The sequence below is a fragment of the Novosphingobium sp. 9 genome (assembly GCF_025340265.1).
GTDB lineage: Bacteria > Pseudomonadota > Alphaproteobacteria > Sphingomonadales > Sphingomonadaceae > Novosphingobium.
On record NZ_CP022708.1, the window covers coordinates 352306 to 376421 of the forward strand.

Below are 24116 nucleotides of genomic sequence, written 5' to 3' on the forward strand. Positions count from 1 at the left end.
GACAAGGGATGTCATAGCCTTGCAAACAGGGCTCAGGCTGCTACGCGCCCAGGGCCTTGACGCTTTGCGGTGTACAGCGCCGCGTCCGCACGGCAGATCGTTGCGGATAATCCGAGATTTTCTGGCAGGCTGAAGGCAGTACCCATGCTTACAGTCCATGGAGATGCACGGGGAAGGGTTCGGATACCATCCTCAAGGGTCTGCGAAACGATCCGTGCACCATGTTCGTCGCCGTCGGGAAGGAGAATCAGAAACTCGTCGCCTCCAAGACGGATCACTTCGCCATTATGGGGCCCGGCCGCTGCCATCGCCAGCATGGCGAGTTGTTCCAGAGCGACATCGCCAGCCGCATGGCCGAAGCTGTCGTTCAATGGCTTGAAGTTATCGATGTCGAGCGCGATGACGGCCCAAATTCCTTTGCCGTGCTTTCGTGCAGCGATTTCAGCAAGGCCGGCGCGGTTCCAGCACTTGGTCAAGGGGTCACGCAGGGCAGCCTCGCGAAGTCGGACGTGGGCCTGCTCATTGGGCACTGCAAGAAGCCCCAGGTTAAGCACGCCCAGCAACAACTGGTCGGAAACCATCGCGACCAGGGCGAGCCCACTTGCTCCGGACGACCACCCAAGCTCGGCAGCGATCGCCAGTAAATAGCCAGGAATATAGGCCAGCATGGCGCACCCTGCGATCGCGCCCGCCCGGGATGCGCTACGCTTGCCAGAGCGGATACATGCACCTCCGGTGACGGCCATGGACACGATCAGGCCTGACGCATGTGAAATCGGAATGAGCGAGACGGGCAATACAGGCCAAATCCTGCATGCCAGTACTGGAATGGCGAAGAATGCCATCGTCGCACCTGCGAGGCCAATCATCCACGGCGCAAATGCCGGGCGTCGTTCGATGCGGCGGAGCCCGGACACTGCCAGGATATTCACGACGGACAGCATGCCGTACAGCATCATCCCAACGGCAAGCGGAGCCCTTGGAAAAACTTCAAAGCCGATGAGGTCCAAGGCATAAAGAAGCGAGCTCGCGGCCCAGTATAGCAGATGATCGTCCCTTCGCCGGCCGCGCCAGAGCGTCGCGAAAACCAGGCCAAATGCAGCGCTGGCCAATGTGCTGCTGAGGCGCAGCGTGAAGAGATCGAGTTCGGGGTGCATAACAGGTCATCTGCTCATAGATGACCAAACTTAAGAAATCCTGCTCCCCGTCTATCTGGCGGCCTATTTCCGCAGCAGCCATTACCTGCAGGTCCATGACGATATGGCCCATTCTTATGTAGATGGCTATATGCTCACCTTTCTGCCTGAGTGCTGCAGCGAAAAGAGTGTGGCTTGATGGAAAGGCGCACCCCGAGCGAGACCCCGCTCGAGGTGCCCAATCGTGTAGAAATTATTCTGTCCGCAGGTGGGTAAGGTGCATGTCGGCCTTACCGAGGCCTGAGGCTTGCTCACCCTGAATCGAAACGGCCGAACCCATGCCAGGTGCGGTTGATTTTCCGCCCAACTTTGCGCGCACCCCTTCTTCGACACGCTTGCCGGTTTCCGCATCGATGGTGCGCCAGTATTCGAAGGCGCGCAACAGCACCTTTTCGCTGACGCCATCGCAAAGATGGCCAACCACGTTTTCGACGAGACGACCACGGGCTGCCTCGTCCATGACGTCGCGCACCAACGCGCCTGCCTGGCTCCAGTCGTCGTCATCTGCGCGAAGGGTATAGGCCGCGCGAACCAGTTCGCCATCGGCCTGCCAGATCCCGGCTTCGTAAGGATCGGTCTGGGCTGCAGGGCCGCCGTAGCTGTTGGGCGCATAGACCGGATCGGAAGCTTTCTCGATGCGCATCGCACCCGCTGTCGAATAGCTGTTCACGGGTGCTGTCGGACGGTTCACCGGGATTTGCTTGTAGTTGACGCCAAGTCGCGCGCGATGGGCGTCTGCATAGGAAAATCCGCGAGCCAGCAGCATCTTGTCGGGCGAAAGGCCGACGCCGGGGACCATATTGTTGGGTTCGAAAGCCAGTTGTTCGATTTCGGTGTGGAAATCGGTGGGATTGCGGGTGAGCGTCAGCTTGCCGACTTCGATCAGGGGATAGTCCTCATGTGGCCAGACCTTGGTGAGATCGAAGGGGTTGAGCCGATAGGTCTTGGCGTCTTCATAAGGCATGACCTGCCAATAGAGCGTCCAGCTGGGGTGATCGCCACGCGCGATGGCCTCGAACAGATCGCGACGATGGTAGTCCCCGTCCTTGCCTGCCATCGCGTCGGCATCGTCCTGGCTGAAATAGGCATTGCCGTCGCCGAGATCGGTCTTGAAGTGGAACTTCACCCAGAACCGCTCGCCCTCGGCATTGACCAGCGAATAGGTGTGACTTGAATAGCCGTTCATCTCGCGCCAAGTCTTGGGAATGCCGCGATCGCCCATCAGATAGGCCACCTGATGGGCGCTTTCGGGCGAAAGCGTCCAGAAGTCCCACTGCATATCGTGATCGCGCAGGCCATTATCGGCGCGGCGCTTCTGTGAGCGGATGAAGTGCTGGAACTTCATGGGATCGCGGATGAAGAAGATCGGCGTGTTGTTGCCGACCATGTCGAAATTGCCTTCCTCGGTATAGAACTTCACCGAGAAACCGCGCGGATCGCGCCAGGTGTCCGGGCTACCGCGCTCGCCTGCGACGGTCGAGAAGCGCATGGCGGTATCGGTCTTGGCACCCGGCTGGAAGACCTTCGCCTTGGTATAGCGGGTGACATCACCGGTCGTCTCGAAATGCCCGAAAGCGCCGCTGCCCTTGGCATGAGGTTGACGCTCGGGATACGCTCGCGGTTGAAGTTGGCCATCTGCTCGAGCAGGTAGTGATCGTTAAGGACGATCGGGCCATCGGCCCCAACACTCAGCGAGTGCTCGTCGCTCTGGACCGGGATGCCGGCGTCGTTGGTCGTGCGCGGGGCGGTGCTATCAGTCATGGGGGCTCCTGTTTTTTTCTTACAGCGTGGCTTACGGGCGAGGGAGGCAGATGTTCCCGGTCGGTATCGTCTATGCGGCGGAGGGGCGTTGAGGAGCTGGCAGAAGTGGAGGCAATGCCTCGCGCTGCTTTTGCCGCATGGCTGCATAGCTGGCGATTGCAGCCGAGCCGAGGAGCGCAAAGATATCTTCCGCAATGGCAACGGGGCGATCACGTCCGATAGCTCGGGCCAACGCGAGTCTCGCCCGGTAGCTGAGATAGCCTCCGGCGATGGCGGCTGCGGCCCCAATGCCTGCCGAAAGCCAGGCTTTGCCGGGCCGGGCGGCGGCTGCCCCCGAAACAGCGCCTCCAAAGGCGCGACCGGCAAGGGCGGCAGGGGTGGTTCGTGCTGCGATCCCGGGCTGCTTGTCCGCAAAGAATTCCGCAAGCGCTGCAGCGCCGAGCACCGTGCCAGTCCATTTCGAATTGAGAATGGCCAGCGGCGTGCCGCCAAGGCCAAGGCCGCTGCCGGCAGCGGCCAGGGTAACGGTGGCGGGCGGGGTGAAAGTGCGCTGACCATTGATGAAACCCAGCATCAACGGCATGGCGATATCCTCAACCGTTACCGTGCTGTACGTTGTTGCCGAGGTCCGATTGAGCCGCTCGCGCAGAAATCGGCGCGTCGCTTCCGTGGCCAGGCCGAACACCAGATGCGAGGCATAACCGTACAGGTGGGTTCGCAGCGTATAGCGCCAGGGTGGCCGTGCCAGGCCGAGCAATGGCACAGCCAATTGATCGACAAGCGTTGCCGCGACCAGACCGAAGGCGAGGCCATGCCATCGGGTCAGCTTTGGCTGTGTCTCCGCCATGGCACCGTAAAGGGCGCCGGTAGCCGTTCCGACGATATAGTGTACCGCCGTTCCGCTGGCGGTGCGATCTTCCTTGGAAATGCCTGAACCTGTCAAGACGATGGCCACGCGATTGGCAGCCCGCTCGGTTGCAGGGGCAAGCCCGGCACTGGTGGGCTCGAAGATCGGCGAAACCAGCCGCTGGAAACCGTTCATGATCGCCGACGCTGCGATGCCAGCTACACCGCCTGCTGCAGCACCTGCACCGATGTCGATCAGGGTGTCGACCCCCAGGGTCGTGGGACGTCGCGGAGTTTGGGCGTCGTTCGAAGGGATTTGCAGCATAGCAATTTTGCCTCGTCAGATAGCGGGAAGGGCTCTGCGTTCACTAAGGGAAGGCTCGCGGCTGCCTCGCAGTTCCCGAGGTCAGGGAGACTTTCCTTTCGTCGTAGGGGCAAAATCAAGGGCAACGGGAGGCGGAACGGAAGGTTACATGCAAAGGCGTCAGCAGTGCCGACACTTCTCGGGGAGACTAAGGAGCATGGACGAAACGGACGAACGTTGGATGCGCCGAGCAGTGGAATTGGCCACTAAGATCAAAGGCACATCGCCAGCGGATACGCCGATTGCCGCCGTCATCGTGAAAGATGGCGTGATGCTGGCGGCCTGTGTCAATCGCACACGCGAGACGTGCGATGCGACGGCGCATGCCGAAATTCTGGCGTTTCGGTCTGCCGGGCAAACGCTGGGCGACATGGAACTGCGCGGCGCCACGCTGTATTCCACGCTTCAGCCGTGCGGCATGTGCACAATGGCCGCGATCTGGGCGAAGGTTTCCCGGATCGTTTACGGGGCCGGTCGCGAGGATGTCCATCGCATGTATTTCGAGGATCGGCACCTCGACACCCTCGACTTTCTGGCCGATGCCTGGCGTCGGGATCTTGTGATCGAGGGAGAGTGCCTCACGCAAGCCTGCGCGCAACTGTATTATCGCCCCGATGACAAGGTTCCCTTGGAAGAACAGGGGAATATCTGATCCAGCGGTTCGCGTGTTATCAAGAGCAGCGGGCTGCAACCATACGGCGTGCCTGTGCATTGCAAAGAGGAAGCGTCCGGCATCGTTCGGGTACGCGCTTATCCAACCCTCATTCTTGCAAGGAGCGCTTATGACCAAAGTGCGCTATGCCGTCGTTGGCGGTGGACAGATTTCACAGCAGGCTTTCATGCCGGGTATCGGCAAGACCGATAATTCGCAGCTTGCCGCCCTGGTGACCGGCGATCCGGTCAAGGCCGAGAAACTCGCTGCAGCCTATGGCATCAAAGCCTGGCATTACGACCAGTACGAGGATCTGCTTGCCTCGGGCGAAATCGATGCCGTCTATGTCGCCACGCCCAATTTCCTTCATCGCCAATACGCCGAACCGGCATTGCAGGCAGGCATTCATGTCCTGCTTGAAAAGCCAATGGCCTCAAGCCTTGAAGATGCCCAAGCCATTGTGGCGGCCCAGAAAGCCTCGGGCGCCAAGATGATGGTGGCGTACCGCCTGCATCACGAGCCGGGCAATGTCGAGATGTTCACGCGGGCGAGGCAAGGAGACTTTGGCCTGTTGCGTTCGTTCTCGGCAAGCTTCACGCAGGATGTTCGCGAGGCCAATTCCCGCGGGCACAACGGCTATTGGGGTGGCCCTGTGCCGGATATGGGCACTTATCCCCTTAATGCGGTGCGCAATCTCTTCGGTGCCGAGCCGATTGCGGTACATGCGGTTGGATCGAGCGACCCCGCACGCGGCTTCAATTTCGACGATACCGTTGCCGTGACGCTGACCTTTCCGGACCAACGCGTGGCACAGTTCGTGGCAAGCTACGCGACCGCTTCTTCGGAAAACTTTACTCTGGTCGGCACGAAAGCGACGATCCATGCCTCGCCCTGTTTCATGTTCGGGCCAGATATTGCCGTGACTTATGTCGAGACGCGCGACGGCAACGCCGAAACGCACCGGTTCGATCCAGTGGAGCAGTTCGGCAACGAGACGCAGTATTTCTCGGCCTGCATTTTGGAGGATCTAACGCCCGAAGCGGATGGCGAAGAAGGCTTGATGGACATGCGGGTGCTGGCTGCCGTCGAGGAATCGCTCAAGACCGGCAAGACCGTTCTGCTCGATCCTGCCGATCGTGATCGACGGGTCAGTGCCGATCAGGCCTTGCACCTTCCGCCTGCCGACGAGCCCGGCGAAGATGCGCTGATCAGCGTGATTCCGCAGTCGCCCTAAGTCACGAGCGGGCAGGCCAATAAACGATCCGGCGGGTTTTTCCGCCGGATTTGTCCTGGTCAACGGCCTTGCCGGCTCGCCAGAAAGCGATCTGCGCAGCGCAGCGACAGCGCCATGATGGTGAGCGCCGGATTGGCGCAAAGCGCGCTGGGAAAGATCGAGTTGTCGCAGATATAGAGATTGGGCACATCGAAGCTGCGTCCGTCCCTGTCAACAACGGCAAGGTCACCATCACTGCCCATTCTGCAGGTGCCGATGGTATGGGCAGAGCGTGGCATGGCGACCACCTCTTGTGCACCGGCAGCCTCCCAGATCGCGGTCATGACGTGACGGGCGTGTTGGTCTATCGCCTTCTCGTTTTCGCCATAGCTGAAATCAATCCGCGCCTTGCGCATGCCGAGGGCATCGACTTCATCGGACAATGTGAGCCGGTTGTCCTCGCTCGGCAGACATTCGCCGTTGATCCCGATTCCGGCTAGGCGGTTGTATCCAGTGAGATGGTGCACGAGTTTTTCGCCCCACAGACCGCCTCGTGCAAACGTGTTGGCGAGCGTGACAGGCTGCACACCCAGACTTTGGATGAGATAGCCGCCTGCAAAGGTCACATCAGCGGGACGCACCATGTCTTCGCTGATCAGCGAAGATGGATAGCCCCGGTTCATGCGCATCTCGGCCGTAAACCGACCCCAGACCTGCGTGGCGACATGGGCCATGAAGTTTTGCCCGACCTGACCGCTTGAATTGGCAAGATCGAGGTTGAGCAGCAGCCTGGGCGTCTCGATACCGCCGGCGCACAGAAAGGCGGCGCGGCATCGCTGGCGATGATTGATCCCGCCTTGGCGATAAACCACGGCTGTGATGCGCCCTTCGCTGTCGCGGTCGAGATCGTGGACCATCGCGCCGGGGCGGATTTCCGCGCCATGTGCCTGAGCCAACGGCAGGTAGGTCACGTCCATGCTGGCCTTGGCGGCATTGCGGCAGCCCTGATGACAACTGCCGCAGTTCACGCAAGCACGGCGCTGCCCCCAATGGGGCACCATCGTGTCGCGCGTGACGAGCGCCGCGGGGGCGTCGGTGGCCATAAGATCTGTGGCGGCACAACCTTTTGCCATCGCTTCGGCAGGCGCATTTCGCGCAACAGGAGCCTGCGGATAGCGGCGGTTCGGATCCCACGGATAGGAGGAGGGGCCGGAAATGGCGAGGACCGTTTCGACTTCCTCGATATAGGTCATGAGTTCCGCATGGGCGATCGGCCAATCCTCACCCACTCCGCAAAGCGAGCGCAGTTTCAGGTCACGCGCATCGGGACGCGGCGTGAACGCGCCCCAATGCAGCGTGGAGCCGCCGACGCCCATGCCCGAATTGTTCGCGCCGAAGGCTGTGGGATCGCTGCCGCCGCTCAGGCGCTCGTCCATCCAGTAGATGTCGGCGGCGCGTTCATCAGGCGTATGGTCCGCCGGGCTGAAGCGTCGTCCGGCCTCCAGCACGACTACCGACAGACCGGCAGCGGCGAGACGCGCGGCAAGCGGCGCGCCGCCCGCACCGGAGCCGACGATCACGGCATCGACGATATCGTCGCACGCGAACTTGCGGGTCATGCGACGCCCTGCGGGAAAGGAGATTGCCACGGCTCGCGCTTGTCCGCACCGGTGAGGTGGTAGCCGACAAGCCGGTCCCCATCAGCTCCAGTGGCAAAGCCATCATAGCCGATCCGGGCCATGGTGCTCGGGTGCGCGATCCAGGTCTGGGCAATCAGGGCGCAGGCATCCTGGAACCAGTGTCGGGCCTGGTCGGGTGACCACGAGCCCAATCTCTTGCGTCCTTCGCTCATCGCCTGAAGCCACGTTTGCCGGGCCTGTGTCGATGAGCCGACAAGGTCGGACAGGCCATCGAGGGCTATAGACCATGCCTCGCGATCCGGGGGAAGATCTGCAAAGCGCCAGCCATCGCCCTGGCCCTCGCCAAGCGCCTTGGCGACCCGCTGCGGAAGCTCCATCTCGGTCGCGATGCCGGGCAGGATGAGGTTCACGAGGGTTTCCAGCGTTTCCATCTGGCGCTCCGAGAAAGGCGGCGGCGAAGTCGGCGCCCAACGCCGTTGGTAATGCACCCGGCGAGTTCGCGTGCTGGTCCGCGAGGAGGCGATAAGTGTGCCGGTCTCGGGAGGCAGGATATATGGCGCGCACCTTGTCCAATGCCCGATGATCCGCTGTGCCAGCTCTTCCGGCTTCTCGTAAGGCGCAAGGTGCGCGGTCCCGGCAATGGTTTCGACGGCCCCCCTGACATAGTGCGGCAAATTCAGGCGCAGCTGCGCATCTGTTCCCAGATCGCCGTCCTCGCTGCCGGCAAGAATCAGAGCGGGGCAATCGAGCGGTTCAAGTGCCGCAGACCAGTCCTCCCGGCATCCACGCTCGAGCCAGGCTCGCCAGGCAAAAGGCGACGATCGCATGACATCGCGCTCGGCTCGATCGCGCCGACTGGAGGAAAGCGGGCTGGCAGTATTGTCGCTGACAAATGTTCGGGCGTTTTCGACGTCGATCGAACCGTCGGCCACCCATGCCAGCATGCTTTCGCGCCGCGCCTCGTCGATGGGCTCGGGCGAGGGCGGTGATGCCGAAACGAGCACGACGCCGGACAGCTGGGTGAGGCCCATCTCCCCGCTTTGCGCGCGTGCGGCGAGGAGGGTAGCAAGCTTTCCGCCCATGCTGTGGCCAACGATCATCCATGGACCGGTAATCTGCTCGCGTATCGTATCGGCGATTTCCTCGACCATCGTGATCGTGTCAAATCCCGTCGCTGCGGCACGGGCGCCAAATCCCGGCAGATCCAGTGCGAGACAGTCGGCCTGCGTACCAAGAGCCGCAATGACGTCATCCCATTCGCATGCACTGGACCCGAGTGCGTGAAGTAAGACCAGTGTCGGGCGAATCATCGGCCCTCCCACGCTGCCTCGACTTCCAGTGACTGGCGGTCGCGCCCGCAGGTGACGAGAGCCTGATCGTCTCCGTTTTCGCGCATTACAATCGCCACATCTCGCTCTGCCGGATCGCCGTCCACCTTGCGATCTTCAGGGCTGTCGACATGGCCGATATAGCGTAGATTGAGATCGTATTGGCCCGACCAGAAGAAGGGGAGGGCATCGAATTCGCCTTCGACCTCGCCAAGCAGATGGCGCGCCAGCCACTGTCCCATGCGCTGGGCCAGCGCCCAATGTTCGACGCGGATCGCATGCCCGAGACGCGGATCGGGAAACGCTGCGATATCACCGATCGCGTAGATGTCGGGCACGGACGTCTGTAACCTGCCATTGACGGCGATGCCGCCGATCTCGTCAGGCGCAAGGGTCAGACCGGCGGCCTGTGCCAGTTCCACGCGAGGGGACACGCCAGTGCCGAGCACCAGGAAATCGCCGGTAACGCTTTCGCCATTGTCGAGGAGCGCCCGCGTTCCGTTCCACTCCCGGATTTCGCGATTCAAATGAAAGCGCACGCCCTTGCTTTCATGGAGATCCTGCAAGACCTTGCCGAGTTCAGGACCTGCAGTCTTTTCCAGCGGAATGTCATCGGTCGAAACGACATGGACCTGAAGTCCCCGCTGGACAAGCGATGCAGCCACTTCGAGGCCTATGTAGCTGGATCCCAGGATGACTGCGCTTTTGGCGTCCATGCTGGCGGTAATCAGCGCCTCGGCATCATCGAGCGTGCGCAATTGATGAACGTCTGTCCGATCGCTGCCGGGAAAGTCGGGGGAAATCGGCGTCGCACCTGTCGCCAGAACAAGCACATCGTAGGGTATGGTTTGTCCCTTACCTGTCTCGACGAGCTTGGCTTGGGGTTCGATGCGGGCAACGGCAACCTGCGTGCGGACAGTCGGGCAGGGCAAGCCGGATCGTGTCTCCAGAGGGAGGTCGATAGTGTCGCGATCCGCCGCACCGGCAAGGAAGGCTTTCGAGCAGGACGTGCGATCGTAAGGCAGATGATCGTCGGCACTGAGCACGGTGACGTAGTCTCCGGCCCCGTGGCGCCCGAGCATCTCGGCGCAGGCATGACCGGCTGCACCACCGCCTATGATCACCACGCGCTTTGAAAACGCTGGTGCTGCGCGGGCGGGGGCTTGTGTGGCAGCAGCTTCTCCGGTGACAAGAATGCGTCCGTTGTCTTGGGCCACCTCGAACCGTGTGAGCGGTAGAAACGCCGGCGCGGCCACCGCCTCGCCGGTTTCCAGATCGAACCTGGCGTGATGGAAAGGGCAGCGGATCTGGCCGTCTGTTACGATGCCTTTGGCCAAGGGCGCTTGCAAATGGGTGCATTTTCCCGCCAGTGCGCAGACTTTTCCGCCGTGACGCACAAGCACAACATCCTGCCCGCGCCAGGTTCCGGCAAGTGGCTGGGTTTCCGTCAGGTCGCTGGCGTCAATGCCGTGTTCGAAGTCTGGCATGGTCATGAGGGAAGCCTCCATCTGTCCTTTGCCGCTCCACAGCGCGCAAGCCATGGCGCTGCAAAAAGGGTTGCAGCGGCAAGCACTTCGGGCGGTGGGAGCAAGTTTGGGTGTTCAGGGATTGCAACTGGTCAGGGCAAGGATCGGTTCCCGCGATGCCTGGCATGTCCCGATCGTTTAGAATGTCGTCTGTGTTTCAATCGCAGTCTTCAGCGCGGTCCAGCGTCGCCAGCGCGGTGAGGTGGGCAAGGTGGCTGAGGCCCTGCGGCAGATTGCCCAGGAAATCGCCGCTGACCGGATCGATCATTTCGGGCAAAATACCGCAGCCATGGGCAAGGCTGCGGGTAAGGGCGTCCATTCGCTCTCGCGCCTTTGCGCGTTCTCCGAGCAAGGCCCATGCTTCCACCATCCAGAACGAGCATGCCAGAAAGCAGCCTTCCTCCTGATCCATACCGCTATAGCGGTAGTGGAAAGCATCTGCACCCAGCGTACGGTCGATGGCCTCCATCGTCAGGCGCAGCCGCTCGTGGCCGTCGAAGCCGAAGCGTACGGCCAGCGCAAGCGAGGCATCGATATCGCCACTGCCGGGATACATGACAAAGGCGCGCAGATCCTCAGACCAGCAATTCTCCTCGATCCAGGCCTTGATGCGCTCGCGCTCACGCTTCCAGCGATCGCGACAAGTGGTGGGCAACTGCCCTTGATCGGCAAGTTCCACGGCGCGGGCGAGGGCCTGCCAGCAACTGATCTTGGACATCGTGTAGTGCCGTTCCTCCTCCAACTCCCAGATGCCTGCGTCGGGAAGGCGCCAGCGGTCCGCGCAGGCATCCGCCAGATGGGCGAGCAATTCGGCGCTCGCGCTATCGAGGATATTGCCGCAGTTCACGAACCGGGCCGCCGTCTCGAAGATATCGCCGTAAACCCCGTGCTGGATCTGCTCGCCAGCCCGGTTGCCACTTACGACGGGGCCCCGTTCGCGATAGCCGGGAAGCGGCCAGAAGGTGGCTTCCGGGACCGGGCCGCCGGTCAGCGCATAGCAAACCCGGGGGCCATAATCGCGTAGCTGGCGCAAAAGCCAGGTAAAGGCCGCCTTCGCTTCCGCTTCTGCTCCCGCTGCCAGAAACGCATCGATCGTGTAGCCTGCATCGCGGATCCAGGCATAGCGATAGTCCCAGTTCTTGGGCGCCGAGAAGCTCTCGGGAAGCGATGTCGTGGCCGCAGCCGTGATGGCACCCGAGGGTGAATAGAGCAGCAACTTGAGCGCCAGAGCGCTGCGCAGGAAGACACTGCGGTCAGCCCCTTGGATGCCGACATGGCGCGTCCAGTCGCGCCATTCCTTGTCTGATGTGTCGATGCGGGCATCGACTTCCGCGATGCCCGGCGCAACGAGGGGTTCGTCGCTGCCAGCGACCACGGCGAAGGTATGTCGTTCGCCTTTGGCGAGCATGAGCGACCCGACAACGCCGTCATCGCTCCATTCGCAAGCGACGTTCTCGTCATGGATGAAAAGGCCCAGAACGCGATCGACATGGAAGACCGTGTGCTTGCCGATCGACGAATAGTAGGGGCTGGCGGTATCGCCGCGATGGCTGGGTCGCATGGCAAAATCGAAACGCACCTCGCCATCCAGCCCTTCGATGCGCCGGGCAAGTTCGGTCCAGGGCAGGCGTCCGGCATTGCCGCTGTTGAGCGCTTCCGTGAGGCGGGCGCGCCCGCTTTTGGTGATGAACTCAGTTTCGAAGACATTGCTGTCCTGGCGATAATGGCGCGTGGCAGTGAAGGGTTCGCGCGGCGTTATCGAGAAGTAGCCACCCTTTACGCCGTCGAGCAGCCGGTCGAAGAGAGGGGCCGAATCCATATTGGGCACGCACCACCAGTCAATGGATCCATCTGCGCCGGACAAGGCGATCGAGCGCCCGTCGCCGAGGGCGGCGTAATCCGCAAGCGGCAGGTAGCCGTTGCGGCGTTTGGAATGAGCGGCCTGCGTGGATGGTGTTGAGGGGGCGGTCGCGACCTGTTCTTCGATCCTTGTCATGAAGACATAAAGCTGCGGGCTGCCGATTGTTCGCGCTCACCGCCGAATTCCGTCTCGATACTGGCCTTTAGTCTACAACCTTGTCTGTCTGGCCATGACCGACATCGTCACGAGGCTTGCCCTTCGATGTTCGTTGGGCATTGGCTCGTGCGCCGGCCAATACCGGCCCGCAGGCGGCTGATTTTGCATCGCCGGGGTCGACGAAAGCAAGAAGCCCGGCCACGGGTGTCGCGACAACGGCGAGGCCGATTCCCGCACCCGCACGTCCAAGCAACTGAGGGCTGATCACCTGCAACTTAGGCTGTGCGAAATGGCCGCCGAGGCCGACCGGTGACTGGCCCGAGAACAGACTGAATTTCTTGCCATCCGCCCGAAAGGCCATGTCTACGGCTTCGGTATCGAAACTGAAGCCCCCGCGCCCCGTGACGACATTCTTGCTCGTATCGATCAGGATCGGATCGGCGGCAGCTTTCCCGTTGCGCACCGTGAAGGCGATAAGGCCGCAATTGACTTCGATCGGTTTTTTCAACTTCCCCTGAAACATCTTGGAGACGAACGTGCCAAGATCGAGTTCGGCAAGTTGGGCATTTTGGGTCCACAACGTGCCATGCGGCATGACGAAAGCTATACGACCCGAGGCGGAGGCAAGGGAATCATGGATCGTATCGCCGCGACCATCCAGCTTTATTCGGCCGTGGATCGTGCCGGTGGTCCCAGAGTCCGCCACGCCGTACCCGGCCAGCAGACGGCCCATCGGGGTAGAGGCGAGGCGGATGTCATAATGTATAGCCGATGGGCGCTCTCGCGTGTCGAAAACCAGATCTGAAGATACGTCCCCGCGCGCCATCGAGAATGTCAGAGGGGATAAGGCAAGGCGCCCCCGGTCCAGTGAGAGGGCGAGCGAGATATCGGAAACCGGCACGTTCCGGGAACGAACTATTCCGATCTTCCAATCGAGAGAGGCGTCGAAGCGCTGAAGCATTGCCACGGGCAAGCTGGCATCGGGCAATACCCGTTGTGAACCAGCGCCGGATGCCGCTGCGGCCGCAACGGCGCCCTTGGTCGCCACCACGTCGGGATTATAGCCGATAAAAGGCGCCGCATCGATAATGTCGAGGCGTTTGGTGACAAGCGCTGCATCAAGTTTCAGGCGTTTGCCATTGGTGATCGAGAACTGCCCCGCCAGATCGGACTGCCCGAACGTGCCCGTCATCTCGGTGAAGCGGTAGGTGTCGCCGCGCTTCACGAGCTTGGCCTTGAGTTTATAATGGCGGGTCTGCGGGATCGCCACGTCGATCACTTTCAACAGCTCGGACATATCGCGCCCATCTGCGGCAACGTCGAGGGGCACGCCTTCGATATCGGTTAATCCCGGCAAGGTTCCCGATACGTCGATCACGCTGTTTGCAGCCCAGGCGCGAGCCTCGAGGCGGTTCGTCGTACCGGCGAGAGTGGCATTGGGAGAGAGCAGGCGGGCGGACAACCGGAAGGGCGTTGTACGGAAGCTGCCCGAACCGGTAATACCGACGGAATGGCCGATATGGGTGTTGCTGGCAGTGATCGGTGCGATCGCAAGATCAGCCATGAGGGGCATCGCGGGGTCGCTATAATGGACATGGGTATCGGTTATGCTGGCAGTACCGATATTCGGCATTGCAAAGGGCTTGCCCTGACCATCGCTGGCGAAGGTCCATGTATTGCGGACATGTTGGGCGTCCCATTCGAAATCGCCTTTCCCGCCGTCGAGGACGAGCGAATAGATATGTCGCTGGCCAAATATCAGAGAGAGTGGCGCAACACGCGCATCCAGATGGCGTGCGGAAAATAAAGCGCGATCTTTTGCCCAGCCCGGATTTGAAATCGACAGTCCGTCGGCAACAAATTTCAGTCGAAAGGGGGCAAAGTACAGTTGGAAATCGCCGGCGACGTGAATTTTCCGTTGGGAAAGCGAGCTTGTGGCGGTTTCGAATGAGTGGCGCAGAAAGCGGCCTTTTGTGATGAACAGGACCAGCCAGACTGCGAACACAACGACTATCATGCCCAGTATGATGTTGCGGGCGATGCGTTGCCATCGAGGCGATCTGCCAGCGTGCATGCCGGCAGCGGACAGTTCGGGGTCGGTCGCGGCGGACGTTTCCATGACAAGCAAATCGCCTGAGGACAGCTTTTGGTTTCAGGTGAAGCCCGATCAGCGCGTCCGGGCGGTAAAAACGGGCGACGCATCGCATTTTGAAAGAGCGTAAGGTCGCAGATCGCCCCGAAAAGGTGCCCATTTCTCTCAATGAACGGGCATCACGCTTACTGCGGGGGGCGCTATACGCACGATGCCAAGGCTATATTCGAAAAGATCGAGAGCGATGCCAGGCCTATGAGGGGCCGGGATCGTCTCACGATGACAGCGAGCGGCTCACGGCGGATCAGGAGCCCACACTGGTTGAGAACTTTACCCCCTTGTTGGGGCAGGCGGACAAGATTGCCGCGGTGTCTGACGATCACGACATGTTGGTGGAATTGGAAACTACGGTTGTACGGGCGCTCGGTGACGATGCGACGGTGATCCGTTCGCAACCCTATTATCTCGACATAACCGCAGCGGCGGCCAACAAGGGCGATGGCGCCGCTGCGCTTGCACGGGCGATGGGGGTGTCGCTCGAAGATGTGGCTGTCATCGCCGATCAGGACAACGATCTCGCGATGTTCGTGCGTGCTGGTCTTTCTATCGCCATGGGGCAGGGACCTAAGCATGTGAGAGCTGCTGCCGGGAATGTCACCACCTTGAACGACGAAGATCGCGGGTTTTCACCCTACATAAAGGTCGACGGAGGGCAGGGTGCGAAAACAGTCCGCGCGGTTCGCGAAGCAGGGGCAGATGCCATTGTCGCGGGAAGTGCCATCTCTAGCCACACGGATTACGCGGCAGCCATCCAGGCGTTGCGAGGTGATGAAATTTACGCTGACATGGCGGTGTCGACAAAGGTCGTCAAATAGCGCGGATGGGCTCGCATGCGAGCTATGGCGCTGCCCGATGAGGTTGCCTATCGGCGAGCGCATCACAGGTCTCAAGCAAATGCCTCGCCAGGCCTACGATGCGGTGTTGGCACACTTTTTGACTTGAGCAGTCGCTGGGGTGAGTATTCGCCCTCGATTTTATATCGAACGCCCAATGCGACTATTTTTTTACAAAAGCATCTTTATTGGGATCGCCGGGCATAAATTGTCTCTGTTGCGGATCCTTGCTTGAGGGAGCGGCATTAAGCTGACGTCAGGCTCGGCGGCCTTGCCGAGCGGTTGAACAGGGCGTTTTCCGCATGCAACTCGCGATCACTACTGCTTTGGATTACGCGGTTTCGGAACCCGTCGATATCTTGCTTCAACTCGAGGTTGCGATGATACCCGAACAGAGCGTGGTTCATGCCCATATCGAACTTCCTCCAGCTGATCATTTCGCCCGGGTGCCAGCGCAGTCGGGCATTGGTGAGCGAATTTGGTTGCGAACAGGTTTTCCGCTGGAGCTTCGCTATGAAGCGGTGGTTCAGATTAATCGAACAATAGCCGACATTGTTAATCTACCGGCCGTGCTGCCGCACCTTTTGCCGGGAGAAACAGTCGATTACATGATGCCGTCGCGATATTGTTCCTCCGATACGTTCGGCGATATCGTTCAAAGTGAATTTGGCGGCCTTGAAGGCGGGGCGCGTGTCACCGCCATTCGCGACTATATAGCGGCACGCTTAACATATAAATCGGGTTCCAGCGACGCTTTCACCACAGCGATGGACACATTCAAAAGTCGTAAGGGCGTGTGCCGTGATTACGCGCATTTAATGATCGCAATGGTGAGAGCCAGTGGCATCCCTGCGCGTTTTGCAAGTGTCTATGGTCTTGGTGTCGAGCCAGAGGACTTTCATGCCGTTGCCGAAGTATTTCTCGACGGTGCCTGGCACATGGTGGATGCCACAGACATGACAACGCCGGATCGCATCGCCAAGATCGGGGTGGGGCGTGATGCTGCCGACGTCTCATTCTTGACTGGATACGGAAAAATCGAAATGCTATCGCAAAATATCGAAGTCAGATCGATTAAAGTTTGAATATATTTTTTTGAGTGTTTTATATAATTATTTGTTATATTGATGTTGTCTTAAATTCATCAAAAGGTCAATGTATAGCTGTGCGAGCTTGGATCTACTGCGAGCTCGCGCGATGGCCTGAATGGCACAAAGAGCACCGGAGAGCCTTCTTCGGGGAGATTAGGACCAAAAATTACAGGCACGCGGCGACGGTCCGTCATTTCCAAATCAGGCGGAAGAGGGCGAGTGGAAGTGTCATCACGTAACGGCTTCCAGACTGGCGAAGGCAGCCTGAAGGTCGGCCACGTAGCGATCGAACTCTGCAGCAGCGTCTGTGTGGGATGGTAGTCGCAGGAGATAGCTGGGATGAACCGTAACCCAGCAAGGCGTGCCATCGCCAAGTTCGATAGCGGTCCCGCGCACCTGCCCTATGGTAATCGTGCGTCCAGTGAGGGCGCGCGCGGCAGTTGCGCCCATCGCGATTACCAGTTTCGGGCGAACCAACGCGCGTTCCTGATCCACCCACCAGCGGCAGGCATCGACCTCGCCCGCATTGGGTCTGGCGTGCAGGCGCCTTTTTCCGCGTGGCTCGAACTTGAAGTGCTTCACGGCATTGGTGACATAGAGATGCGCCCGGTCGATGCCGACTGCCGCAAGAGCGCGATCGAAGACTTCGCCTGCCGGACCGACAAAGGCGCGTCCGGCCTGATCTTCCTGATCGCCCGGCTGCTCCCCCACGACCATGACCTGGGCATCATGCGGCCCTTCACCGAAGACGGTTTGCGTTGCCGGTCCCCACAAGGGACAGCGGCGGCAGGAGGCTGCCTCATCGCGCAAGAGCGAGATCGTCGCAGAGCCATGCGCTTTGCCGGGAACGGCGCGGGCCTGGTCAATCATCCCAAGTTCGCGTTTGCGGGCACCGGCGATCATTTCCGGGATCAATGCGGTCTCCGGCATGTTCTTCCAGTATTTCTTGGGCATCTCCTTGATCATCGCGTTCGTCATCAACCGCGCGGGATTGAAGATTGCCGCATAATAGGCCTTCCAGATTCCTTCGACGGGATCGTCGCCGGGCGCATCGCCGCGTTGGGCCGCAGGTCCTTCGGCAAGGGAGACGGTGTCCCAGTGGATCGAACCTCTCGGCGTCAGGATCGACCAGCGCATGTTTGCGAAGCGGCCGACAAAAAAAGGCGCATTGGCACGCACGATGTGGTGTTCAGGCTCGAACCAGGCGACGAAGCGCCTATCGTTACCCTCGGGGACCTCGCGAAAGCGGATGAAAGCGCGCATTTTGTGCATGTCACGGCGGATCGTCTGATCGAGGTCCAGCACACGCCGCATCTGTCGATCGGCGCGGTCACGCAGGACCTGAGGGTAATCGAGACAGCGCAGGAGCAAGGCATAGAGCAGCGAAAAGCGCTCAGGATCGCTGTGCAATATTGCCCGGCTCGCCAGATGAACGAAATCCCTGGAGACCCTCAAGGATGGTGCCGGGTCGCTCGTCATCGGCTCTATCGTGATGGGCGCATCGCCGAACAAGTCAGCACGCTGGCCGCCGATCTGCCACAGAACTTCCTGCGCGGGTATGCGTGCTGCCGCCAGCGCGCGTGCGGCTGCACGCCAGCCATCGAAATCATCTTCGGCTTCAAGCTGGACTACCCGCATGGCGCCGCTTGACCTTTCACGAGGCAAAGAGTTCGAGTTGGACCGTCCTGGGCTTTATCAGTGGGCGCAGATCGGCACTGTCGGCCAGTTTTACCGGACGCCAGTCAGCCGCAACAATGAACGGACGCAATTTCTTGAGGGACACGGTCATCCGGCCGATGTCTTGCAGTGTCAGCGTTCGCCAGCGCCGTGCCGTGAGGATCGAACTGACCGCCTTTGGACCAAGGCCGGGAATGCGCAGCAGCATTTCCTTCGGCGCCCGGTTTACATCGACGGGAAAAATGCCTCTGAACTTCAGCGCCCAGGCCAATTTCGGGTCTATGTCGAGCGGCAGCATTCCCGTTGCCGGATCGGCGGCCGCGGCCACTTCTTCCACCGTATAATCGTAGAAACGGATCATCCAATCCGATTGATACAGGCGATGTTCGCGCATCAAGGGCGGGCGCTGTAGCGGCAGTACCGCGCTTGCGTCGGGGATTGGACTGAAGGCTGAATAATAGACCCGCCGCAGTGCGAAGCGATCATAGAGCGTCGAAGCGCGGGCCACGATGTCACGGTCGGTCGCTGCATCGGCCCCGACGATCATCTGGGTCGATTGTCCACTGGGCGCAAAGGAGGGGGCAGACCGGAAACGCTTCTTTGCGTCGGTTCCCTCCTCAATGGCAGAACGCATATCCCTCATCGCGCCTTCAATCCGCTTTTCGGATTTCTCCGGCGCAAGTCGTTGCAATCCGCTGGTTGTCGGCAGTTCGACATTGATCGATACCCGGTCGGCATAAAACCCCGCTTTCCTGATCAATTCGGGATCAGCATCGGGTATGGTCTTGAGGTGAATATAACCCCGGAAGTCGTGATCATTACGCAGGCTTCGCGCAACCTCGACGATCTGCTCCATGGTATAGTTGGGCGTGTTGATTATGCCCGACGACAGGAATAATCCCTCGATATAGTTGCGAGCGTAAAAGTCGAGTGTGAGGTCGACGACCTCCTTGGCCGTGAAGCGCGCGCGGCGCACGTTGGACGATTTTCGATTGATGCAATAATAGCAGTCGAAGATGCAGCTGTTCGTCAGCAAGATCTTGAGCAGGCTGATGCAGCGTCCGTCTGGTGCGTAAGCATGGCAAATCCCCCCGCCGGCTAATGTCGAGCCGATGCCCTTGCCGCCTCTCGAATCGCGTTTTCTGGCGCCCGAGGAGGAGCACGATGCATCGTACTTTGCTGCGTCGGCAAGGATCGTGAGTTTTTCGGTCGTATTTAGCTGCGCCATGAGACGTAACCTTCGCGGGTCAGATCAAGTTCGGCGCGATTGTCAGGCTGCCGGAGGATGACGATAAGCCATCGCTCGCTGATTTCAAGAATTTTTGTTCTTTGTTTGTTCTGATTCTTGAGGGATCCATACCCGGCCTTGAACGCTTGCGCTTCGTCAGGTGCCGCGCTGGAAATCGACCCTGTTGCGTGCGGCCAAGCCCTCAAATCCCGCTTCTATTTTGCAAGAGGTGCCATCTTGTCTGCAACAATGATCCTGATGCTGGCCTGGAGCAGAAGGCACCAGCAGCGGGCTTGGCGGAGGATGTAATCCAAGTGCTTCTCTCGACCGAGGGTATGAGCCGATTTCAAAGAGAAAGTCCGCAAACCATGGCCGATATTTTCACATCGGCGGCTTGCGGACTTCGCTATCGGGATGCCTTGAAGATGGCGCTTTAGGGAATGCGCTTACCCCGACCAAAGAAGAAACCGGCAATCAGAATGACGGCGGCTACAAGCAAGAATACCTTGGCAAGGCCTGCAGAAAGGCCTGCGACGCCGCCAAACCCCAGCAGTGCTGCGATAACGGCTACTACGGCGAAAATAATGGCCCAGCGAAGCATGAGGCCTCTCCCTTAGATAGTTTCACTGCGCCGACCTGTTTCGGCGAGTTCGCATCTATAAACCCGTTGCGCGGGGTTATGTTCCCCATTCGCCACAGTGCAGGTTATGGCTGGCTGATAAGCTATCAGTGGGAGCCAAACGGTCGGTCCAGGCATTTTTCAGGGCATGAACCGCTCCCTTGCATTTGTCGGCGCGGGGCCGACAGCCATCTATACCCTGCATGCTCTGCTCGATCAGGCACCGCCGCCATTTGCACTGACGATCTTCGAAAAGCAGGCCAGCATCGGGCGTGGAACGCCATATCGTCCCGGCTGGAATGACCCGGCCATGCTGTCGAACATTGCGAGCGTCGAAATCCCGGCACTGGAGGAGCCGCTTGTCGCATGGCTGGCCCGGCAAGACGATGAGCGCCTGAAAAAATTGCACATCTCGCGCGATGAAATCAACGATCGTACATTCTTCCCGCGGGTGGTGCTTGGCGAATATTTTCACGAGCAGTTCCAGGCCATTCTCGATCGTGCGGGCGCCATGGGAATTCGGGTTACGGTCCAGACTCGCTGCGACGTGCTGGATGCGGTCAGTACCAGCGACGGCCTGACGTTGAGCGTTCGGCCACCGCGTGGTGGTGTGTTCACGGAAAGCTTCGATCATGTCGTGCTGGCGACCGGTCATCAGTGGCCGGCCGAACCGGAAGTGTGCCCGGGCTACTTTATCAGCCCATGGCCCGCATCCAGGATCGCGAAGATCGCGCCGTGTCATGTCGGCATTCGCGGCTCGTCACTCACCGCGATCGATGCTGCCGTGGCCCTGGCGCTCGGCCACGGCGATTTCATGAGGGGGGAGGACGGGGTGTTGCGTTATGTCGCGGGGGCTGACACGCGCGATTTCCGCATGACGATGCTGTCGCGCAAAGGGCTGCTGCCGGAAGCCGACTTCTATTTTCCCATACCCTACGAGCCGCTCTCGATCTGTACCCGTGATGCGATCGCGAAACTGATCGAGCGGGACAGCGGCAACCTGTTGGAGAAGACTTTTTCCCTGTTCAAACGGGAACTGGTCCATGCCGATCCTTCCTACGCCAAAAAGGTCGGACTGGAAGAGCTCGACATGGACGGGTTCTGCGACGCCTATTTCGCAGAGCGCATGGCCAGCGATCCTTTCGAATGGGCGCAGGCGAACCTCGAGGAAGCCAGGGCCAACTATGCCGTTCAGCACACCGTCGCCTGGCGCTACGCTATCCTGCGCATGCACGAGGTGATCGAGGATATCGTGCCGCATCTCAGTGATGAGGATTTCGGCCGGTTCTCCTCCTGCTTCAAGACCATCTTTGTCGATGATTATGCAACGGTCCCACATGAATCCATCGAGCGGATGCTGGCATTGCATCGAGCCGGCAAGTTGGATGTGCTGGCTGTCGGCGAGGAATACCACCTCGACACGCATTCTTCCGAAGGTGGCGTCATCCTGCATGTGGGCGGGCAGTCGATCCAATTCCCGGCCTTTATCGAGGCGACCGGCCAGCGGGCGCTGGCCGCTGATGATTTCCCGTTCTCCGGGTTATGTGAACAGGGGATCATCCGCGATGTCGCCGATCCGGATGCGCCATGTCCTTCGCGAGGTATCGTGATCGACGACGAATTCCATCCCATCTCCCTTGCGATACCGGAAGATCAGCTGTTCTGCCTAAGTTTGCCGTTCATCATGGGGCGGCATCCTTTCATTCAGGGGATCACGAGCTCGTGCGAGATGGGGAAAATTGTAGCCCCCCGGCTGGCAGCGGCTCTGGCGTCTGACGCTGCAGCACTGAGCAACAATCTGGGAGCGGCCGCATAATGAAGCTGTTCGCAATCTACATCGGCGGGGAGTTTCCCGGGGCCAATGTCGAAGTCCATGACGTGCGTTTCGTCGTCGCAAACTCTCTCGCAGAAACCTACGCTACTTTACGCCAGCAATGGTGGGGCGTGCCGCGCAGCCTTCACATCGACTGCTGGGCAGAGGTGACCCATGCCGACGGATATGATGTTTCGCTCAAGGAGCAGCCGTATCAAGGAAGCGAAAAACTCTTCTTCGTAAACCTCGGCGGATATGAGCCGGGGACTTCTCGGAGCGACACAGAAACGTTTTCGTCGTTGCGGAAACCGAAGCCAAGGCTAAGTGGCGCGCCATGAAACTCGTCCGCCATTGGATCGATCCTCATAAGGACGACCTCTATGAGGCCGAGCACGCCTTTTGCTTGAGCGAGCTCCCGACTGACGCAAGCCTGTTCATCCATCTGACGCCGGCAGGGATGAACAGAGAACCGGAGTTCACTTGCCAATATATCCCGATCAGGAAAAACTCCTGAGGAACAGATGGAAAGCTGGTTGCTCGTGCTGATCGTAGCAGGAGGGACGATCAATTCGAGATTGTTCGGCGGCTGCGACCAGTTGAAAGGGGAAAAGGGCATTGAGCAGAACGTTTTGCCCAATCCCGGAGGCCTCCCGCGCCCGAGCTGCGCAGAGGTGGTCAGGTGCAAAACAATAGGCCGGATGGCGCAACAGCGATGATCCGGCCGATTGTCTTCAATTGCCAGTCCAAGAGGCAGACCAGCTTCAGAGCGGGGTGTTTCCGCGCCGCTTTTCCTGATGCTTTTTGAGGGCGTACCCACCAACGGCCGCTGCCACCAGTCCGACTGGACCCAGGCGACGAATCACGGTGGCTGCGCCAACCCCCAGAAGAGCACCGCCGATGCCGGAGCCGCCATTGGCATCTTGTGAAATATGCTTGCCTGCGATGGCGCCGATAATCTTGCCGATCATATGATTCTCCTTCGCTGGAAGAAGTGGGCCCACGGCGTAAGGTTCCAAGGTATCGCTGACATCAAGTGCCAAATTCGGACGTCCGTATCTTTCGTCTTGTTTCTTGTTCCGGGCTCTCAGGCCCGCGTCACCCATTTCTATCAGATAGTCGATCGAGCATGGCGCCCTGCGGATGCTTTCGATGCACTAGGCGCTGCGATGGTACCCTCGTGGATAACGCGGGCATGCACGCCCCCTGGGCGTCGAGGTTCCGGTCGACCTTCTATTCCTTTTGATCTGGAACGTAGCTTGGCGTTCAAGGTTTTGGCTTTCACCGGAAATTGGGGGAAGTGGTGTGCCATGCGCAGGTTTATCGTATTGTCGTTCTCGCTGCTGACGGCGGTATGCGCCGACAGTGCCTGTGCTCAGGATGGAAGCAGCCAGGAAGCCAGCACGCTTCGAGAACTTTGTACCGAGCGGCCGGGGCTGACGACAGCCGCCTGCACGGTCGATCCCGGCCATCTACAAGTCGAAATAGGGCTTGCTACATGGGAGCGTGATCGAACGGCGCAGGAAAAGGACGAGACGCTTGATCTCGGGGAAATCCAGGCACGGTACGGGCTAGGACGATCTACCGAGGTCCAGATGAGCTGGACGGCCTATACACGCGATAGCGTCACCGATTTTTCCAGCGGGGTTTCGCAGCACGCAAGCGGCATTGGCGATGTGACATTGGGGCTCAAGCAGAACCTGCTTCATCCTCAGGAAAAGGCACCGGGGCTGGCTGCCGGCATCTTGCCGTATGTTGTCTTGCCGTCAGCGACCCACGGCGTCGGTGACGGGGACTGGAGTGCCGGCCTGACGGTGCCATTGAGCTACAAATTCGGCGATCTGGTCACAGTCGCGCTGTCGCCGCAGATCCAGGCGGCAGTCGATGAAGATCGCCATGGGCGCCATCTTGCATTCGGAGCAGCGGCGGGACTTCAGTTCAGCGTTACCGACACCTTGCGCCTGTCTCCCGAAATCGAAATCATGCAGGATCAGGACCCGCAAGAGGCTTCTACACTGGCACAAGCCGCTGTGTCGCTTGCCTGGCGTTTGGACACCGTGTCGCAAGTCGATTTCCAGACGACTGCAGGGCTGAACGACAATACGCCTGATGTGCAAATTGCCTTCGGTATCAGCCGCAAGTTCTAGCGCGCGTCTCGCAGTG

20 protein-coding genes and 1 pseudogene are annotated in these 24116 nt (G+C 60.0%); 8 read left to right on the forward strand and 13 right to left on the reverse strand.

Annotated elements, in window-relative coordinates; genetic code table 11:
• Window positions 1-32: 32 nt before the first annotated feature.
• From CI805_RS16295 to CI805_RS16305, 4 genes and pseudogenes are all read right to left on the reverse strand, one after another.
• On the reverse strand, window positions 33-1157 hold the full coding sequence (locus tag CI805_RS16295; RefSeq protein ID WP_260929236.1) for a sensor domain-containing diguanylate cyclase: 1125 nt from the start codon (window positions 1155-1157) through the stop codon (window positions 33-35).
• A 232-nt stretch (window positions 1158-1389) separates the two neighbouring features.
• Window positions 1390-1839: a catalase-related domain-containing protein gene (locus CI805_RS20950; RefSeq protein ID WP_313958603.1), complete on the reverse strand. Its 450-nt coding sequence runs from the start codon at window positions 1837-1839 to the stop codon at window positions 1390-1392.
• A gap of 9 nt (window positions 1840-1848) precedes the next feature.
• A pseudogene (locus tag CI805_RS20955) lies at window positions 1849-3104 on the reverse strand (catalase); the annotation flags it as partial.
• The gene (locus CI805_RS16305; protein ID WP_260929240.1) at window positions 3028-4128 is read right to left on the reverse strand and encodes a DUF1440 domain-containing protein; all 1101 of its coding nucleotides are present in this window, start codon (window positions 4126-4128) and stop codon (window positions 3028-3030) included. The gene CI805_RS16305 and the pseudogene CI805_RS20955, both read right to left, overlap by 77 nt.
• 196 nt (window positions 4129-4324) lie before the next feature.
• On the opposite strand from CI805_RS16305, the gene CI805_RS16310 reads away from it, so the two are divergent.
• Complete coding sequence (locus CI805_RS16310) at window positions 4325-4819, forward strand: nucleoside deaminase (protein WP_260929241.1); 495 nt, start codon at window positions 4325-4327, stop codon at window positions 4817-4819.
• Between the two features lie 130 nt (window positions 4820-4949).
• Window positions 4950-6053, forward strand: coding sequence for a Gfo/Idh/MocA family protein (locus CI805_RS16315; RefSeq protein WP_260929243.1), 1104 nt, complete (start codon window positions 4950-4952; stop codon window positions 6051-6053).
• Between the two features lie 59 nt (window positions 6054-6112).
• On the opposite strand, the gene CI805_RS16320 is transcribed toward CI805_RS16315, so the two are convergent.
• From CI805_RS16320 to CI805_RS16340, 5 genes are all read right to left on the reverse strand, one after another.
• On the reverse strand, window positions 6113-7651 hold the full coding sequence (locus CI805_RS16320; protein ID WP_260929245.1) for a GMC family oxidoreductase: 1539 nt from the start codon (window positions 7649-7651) through the stop codon (window positions 6113-6115).
• Entirely contained in the window at window positions 7648-8982 is a 1335-nt protein-coding gene (locus tag CI805_RS16325) for an alpha/beta fold hydrolase (protein WP_260929247.1), read from the reverse strand. The genes CI805_RS16320 and CI805_RS16325 overlap by 4 nt, the downstream gene beginning before the upstream one ends.
• Window positions 8979-10493: an FAD-dependent oxidoreductase gene (locus CI805_RS16330; protein WP_260929249.1), complete on the reverse strand. Its 1515-nt coding sequence runs from the start codon at window positions 10491-10493 to the stop codon at window positions 8979-8981. Before CI805_RS16330 ends, CI805_RS16325 begins: the two co-directional genes overlap by 4 nt.
• 190 nt (window positions 10494-10683) lie before the next feature.
• Entirely contained in the window at window positions 10684-12522 is a 1839-nt protein-coding gene (locus CI805_RS16335) for a glycoside hydrolase family 15 protein (RefSeq protein ID WP_260929251.1), read from the reverse strand.
• A gap of 67 nt (window positions 12523-12589) precedes the next feature.
• The gene (locus tag CI805_RS16340) at window positions 12590-14662 is read right to left on the reverse strand and encodes an AsmA family protein (protein WP_409934974.1); all 2073 of its coding nucleotides are present in this window, start codon (window positions 14660-14662) and stop codon (window positions 12590-12592) included.
• Window positions 14663-14787: 125 nt separating this feature from the next.
• Here CI805_RS16340 and CI805_RS16345 point away from each other — a divergent pair, with 125 nt between their 5' ends.
• Both CI805_RS16345 and CI805_RS16350 read left to right on the forward strand, forming a co-directional pair.
• Window positions 14788-15510: an HAD hydrolase family protein gene (locus CI805_RS16345; protein WP_260929253.1), complete on the forward strand. Its 723-nt coding sequence runs from the start codon at window positions 14788-14790 to the stop codon at window positions 15508-15510.
• Between the two features lie 320 nt (window positions 15511-15830).
• Window positions 15831-16613: a transglutaminase-like domain-containing protein gene (locus CI805_RS16350; protein WP_260929254.1), complete on the forward strand. Its 783-nt coding sequence runs from the start codon at window positions 15831-15833 to the stop codon at window positions 16611-16613.
• A gap of 237 nt (window positions 16614-16850) precedes the next feature.
• Here CI805_RS16350 and CI805_RS16355 read toward each other — a convergent pair whose 3' ends face one another.
• The 3 genes from CI805_RS16355 to CI805_RS16365 all read right to left on the reverse strand — a co-directional run bounded on the left by CI805_RS16355 (window position 16851) and on the right by CI805_RS16365 (window position 20125).
• Window positions 16851-18257, reverse strand: a complete 1407-nt coding sequence (locus tag CI805_RS16355; protein ID WP_260929256.1) for a UdgX family uracil-DNA binding protein — start codon at window positions 18255-18257, stop codon at window positions 16851-16853.
• Between the two features lie 16 nt (window positions 18258-18273).
• Window positions 18274-19524 carry a putative DNA modification/repair radical SAM protein gene (locus tag CI805_RS16360; RefSeq protein ID WP_260929257.1) on the reverse strand — a complete coding sequence of 417 codons (1251 nt, stop codon included), beginning with the start codon at window positions 19522-19524 and terminating at the stop codon, window positions 18274-18276.
• A gap of 433 nt (window positions 19525-19957) precedes the next feature.
• Window positions 19958-20125 (reverse strand): DUF1328 domain-containing protein, encoded by a 168-nt coding sequence (locus CI805_RS16365; RefSeq protein ID WP_260929259.1) that lies wholly within the window; start codon window positions 20123-20125, stop codon window positions 19958-19960.
• Between the two features lie 166 nt (window positions 20126-20291).
• Here CI805_RS16365 and CI805_RS16370 point away from each other — a divergent pair, with 166 nt between their 5' ends.
• From CI805_RS16370 to CI805_RS16380, 3 genes are read left to right on the forward strand one after another with little or no spacing between them, the layout of a single operon-like run.
• Complete coding sequence (locus tag CI805_RS16370) at window positions 20292-21959, forward strand: FAD/NAD(P)-binding protein (protein WP_260929261.1); 1668 nt, start codon at window positions 20292-20294, stop codon at window positions 21957-21959.
• Window positions 21959-22294, forward strand: coding sequence for a DUF1543 domain-containing protein (locus CI805_RS16375; RefSeq protein ID WP_260929262.1), 336 nt, complete (start codon window positions 21959-21961; stop codon window positions 22292-22294). The genes CI805_RS16370 and CI805_RS16375 overlap by 1 nt, the downstream gene beginning before the upstream one ends.
• Complete coding sequence (locus CI805_RS16380) at window positions 22291-22470, forward strand: hypothetical protein (protein WP_260929264.1); 180 nt, start codon at window positions 22291-22293, stop codon at window positions 22468-22470. Before CI805_RS16375 ends, CI805_RS16380 begins: the two co-directional genes overlap by 4 nt.
• A 247-nt stretch (window positions 22471-22717) precedes the next feature.
• Here CI805_RS16380 and CI805_RS16385 read toward each other — a convergent pair whose 3' ends face one another.
• Window positions 22718-22924, reverse strand: a complete 207-nt coding sequence (locus CI805_RS16385) for a hypothetical protein (RefSeq protein WP_260929265.1) — start codon at window positions 22922-22924, stop codon at window positions 22718-22720.
• 288 nt (window positions 22925-23212) lie between these two features.
• Here CI805_RS16385 and CI805_RS16390 point away from each other — a divergent pair, with 288 nt between their 5' ends.
• Window positions 23213-24100: a transporter gene (locus CI805_RS16390; protein WP_260929266.1), complete on the forward strand. Its 888-nt coding sequence runs from the start codon at window positions 23213-23215 to the stop codon at window positions 24098-24100.
• The last annotated feature ends 16 nt before the right edge of the window (window positions 24101-24116 follow it).

What these genes read in the sequence shown, in the direction of transcription:
- CI805_RS16295 (WP_260929236.1), bottom strand. Translation starts at nt 1,157, where the DNA reads ATGCACCCCGAACTCGATCTCTTCACGCTGCGCCTCAGCAGCACATTG.
- CI805_RS20950 (WP_313958603.1), bottom strand. Translation starts at nt 1,839, where the DNA reads ATGCGCATCGAGAAAGCTTCCGATCCGGTCTATGCGCCCAACAGCTAC.
- CI805_RS16305 (WP_260929240.1), bottom strand. Translation starts at nt 4,128, where the DNA reads ATGCTGCAAATCCCTTCGAACGACGCCCAAACTCCGCGACGTCCCACG.
- CI805_RS16310 (WP_260929241.1), top strand. Translation starts at nt 4,325, where the DNA reads ATGGACGAAACGGACGAACGTTGGATGCGCCGAGCAGTGGAATTGGCC.
- CI805_RS16315 (WP_260929243.1), top strand. Translation starts at nt 4,950, where the DNA reads ATGACCAAAGTGCGCTATGCCGTCGTTGGCGGTGGACAGATTTCACAG.
- CI805_RS16320 (WP_260929245.1), bottom strand. Translation starts at nt 7,651, where the DNA reads ATGACCCGCAAGTTCGCGTGCGACGATATCGTCGATGCCGTGATCGTC.
- CI805_RS16325 (WP_260929247.1), bottom strand. Translation starts at nt 8,982, where the DNA reads ATGATTCGCCCGACACTGGTCTTACTTCACGCACTCGGGTCCAGTGCA.
- CI805_RS16330 (WP_260929249.1), bottom strand. Translation starts at nt 10,493, where the DNA reads ATGACCATGCCAGACTTCGAACACGGCATTGACGCCAGCGACCTGACG.
- CI805_RS16335 (WP_260929251.1), bottom strand. Translation starts at nt 12,522, where the DNA reads ATGACAAGGATCGAAGAACAGGTCGCGACCGCCCCCTCAACACCATCC.
- CI805_RS16340 (WP_409934974.1), bottom strand. Translation starts at nt 14,662, where the DNA reads ATGGAAACGTCCGCCGCGACCGACCCCGAACTGTCCGCTGCCGGCATG.
- CI805_RS16350 (WP_260929254.1), top strand. Translation starts at nt 15,831, where the DNA reads ATGCAACTCGCGATCACTACTGCTTTGGATTACGCGGTTTCGGAACCC.
- CI805_RS16355 (WP_260929256.1), bottom strand. Translation starts at nt 18,257, where the DNA reads ATGCGGGTAGTCCAGCTTGAAGCCGAAGATGATTTCGATGGCTGGCGT.
- CI805_RS16360 (WP_260929257.1), bottom strand. Translation starts at nt 19,524, where the DNA reads ATGGCGCAGCTAAATACGACCGAAAAACTCACGATCCTTGCCGACGCA.
- CI805_RS16365 (WP_260929259.1), bottom strand. Translation starts at nt 20,125, where the DNA reads ATGCTTCGCTGGGCCATTATTTTCGCCGTAGTAGCCGTTATCGCAGCA.
- CI805_RS16370 (WP_260929261.1), top strand. Translation starts at nt 20,292, where the DNA reads ATGAACCGCTCCCTTGCATTTGTCGGCGCGGGGCCGACAGCCATCTAT.
- CI805_RS16375 (WP_260929262.1), top strand. Translation starts at nt 21,959, where the DNA reads ATGAAGCTGTTCGCAATCTACATCGGCGGGGAGTTTCCCGGGGCCAAT.
- CI805_RS16380 (WP_260929264.1), top strand. Translation starts at nt 22,291, where the DNA reads ATGAAACTCGTCCGCCATTGGATCGATCCTCATAAGGACGACCTCTAT.
- CI805_RS16385 (WP_260929265.1), bottom strand. Translation starts at nt 22,924, where the DNA reads ATGATCGGCAAGATTATCGGCGCCATCGCAGGCAAGCATATTTCACAA.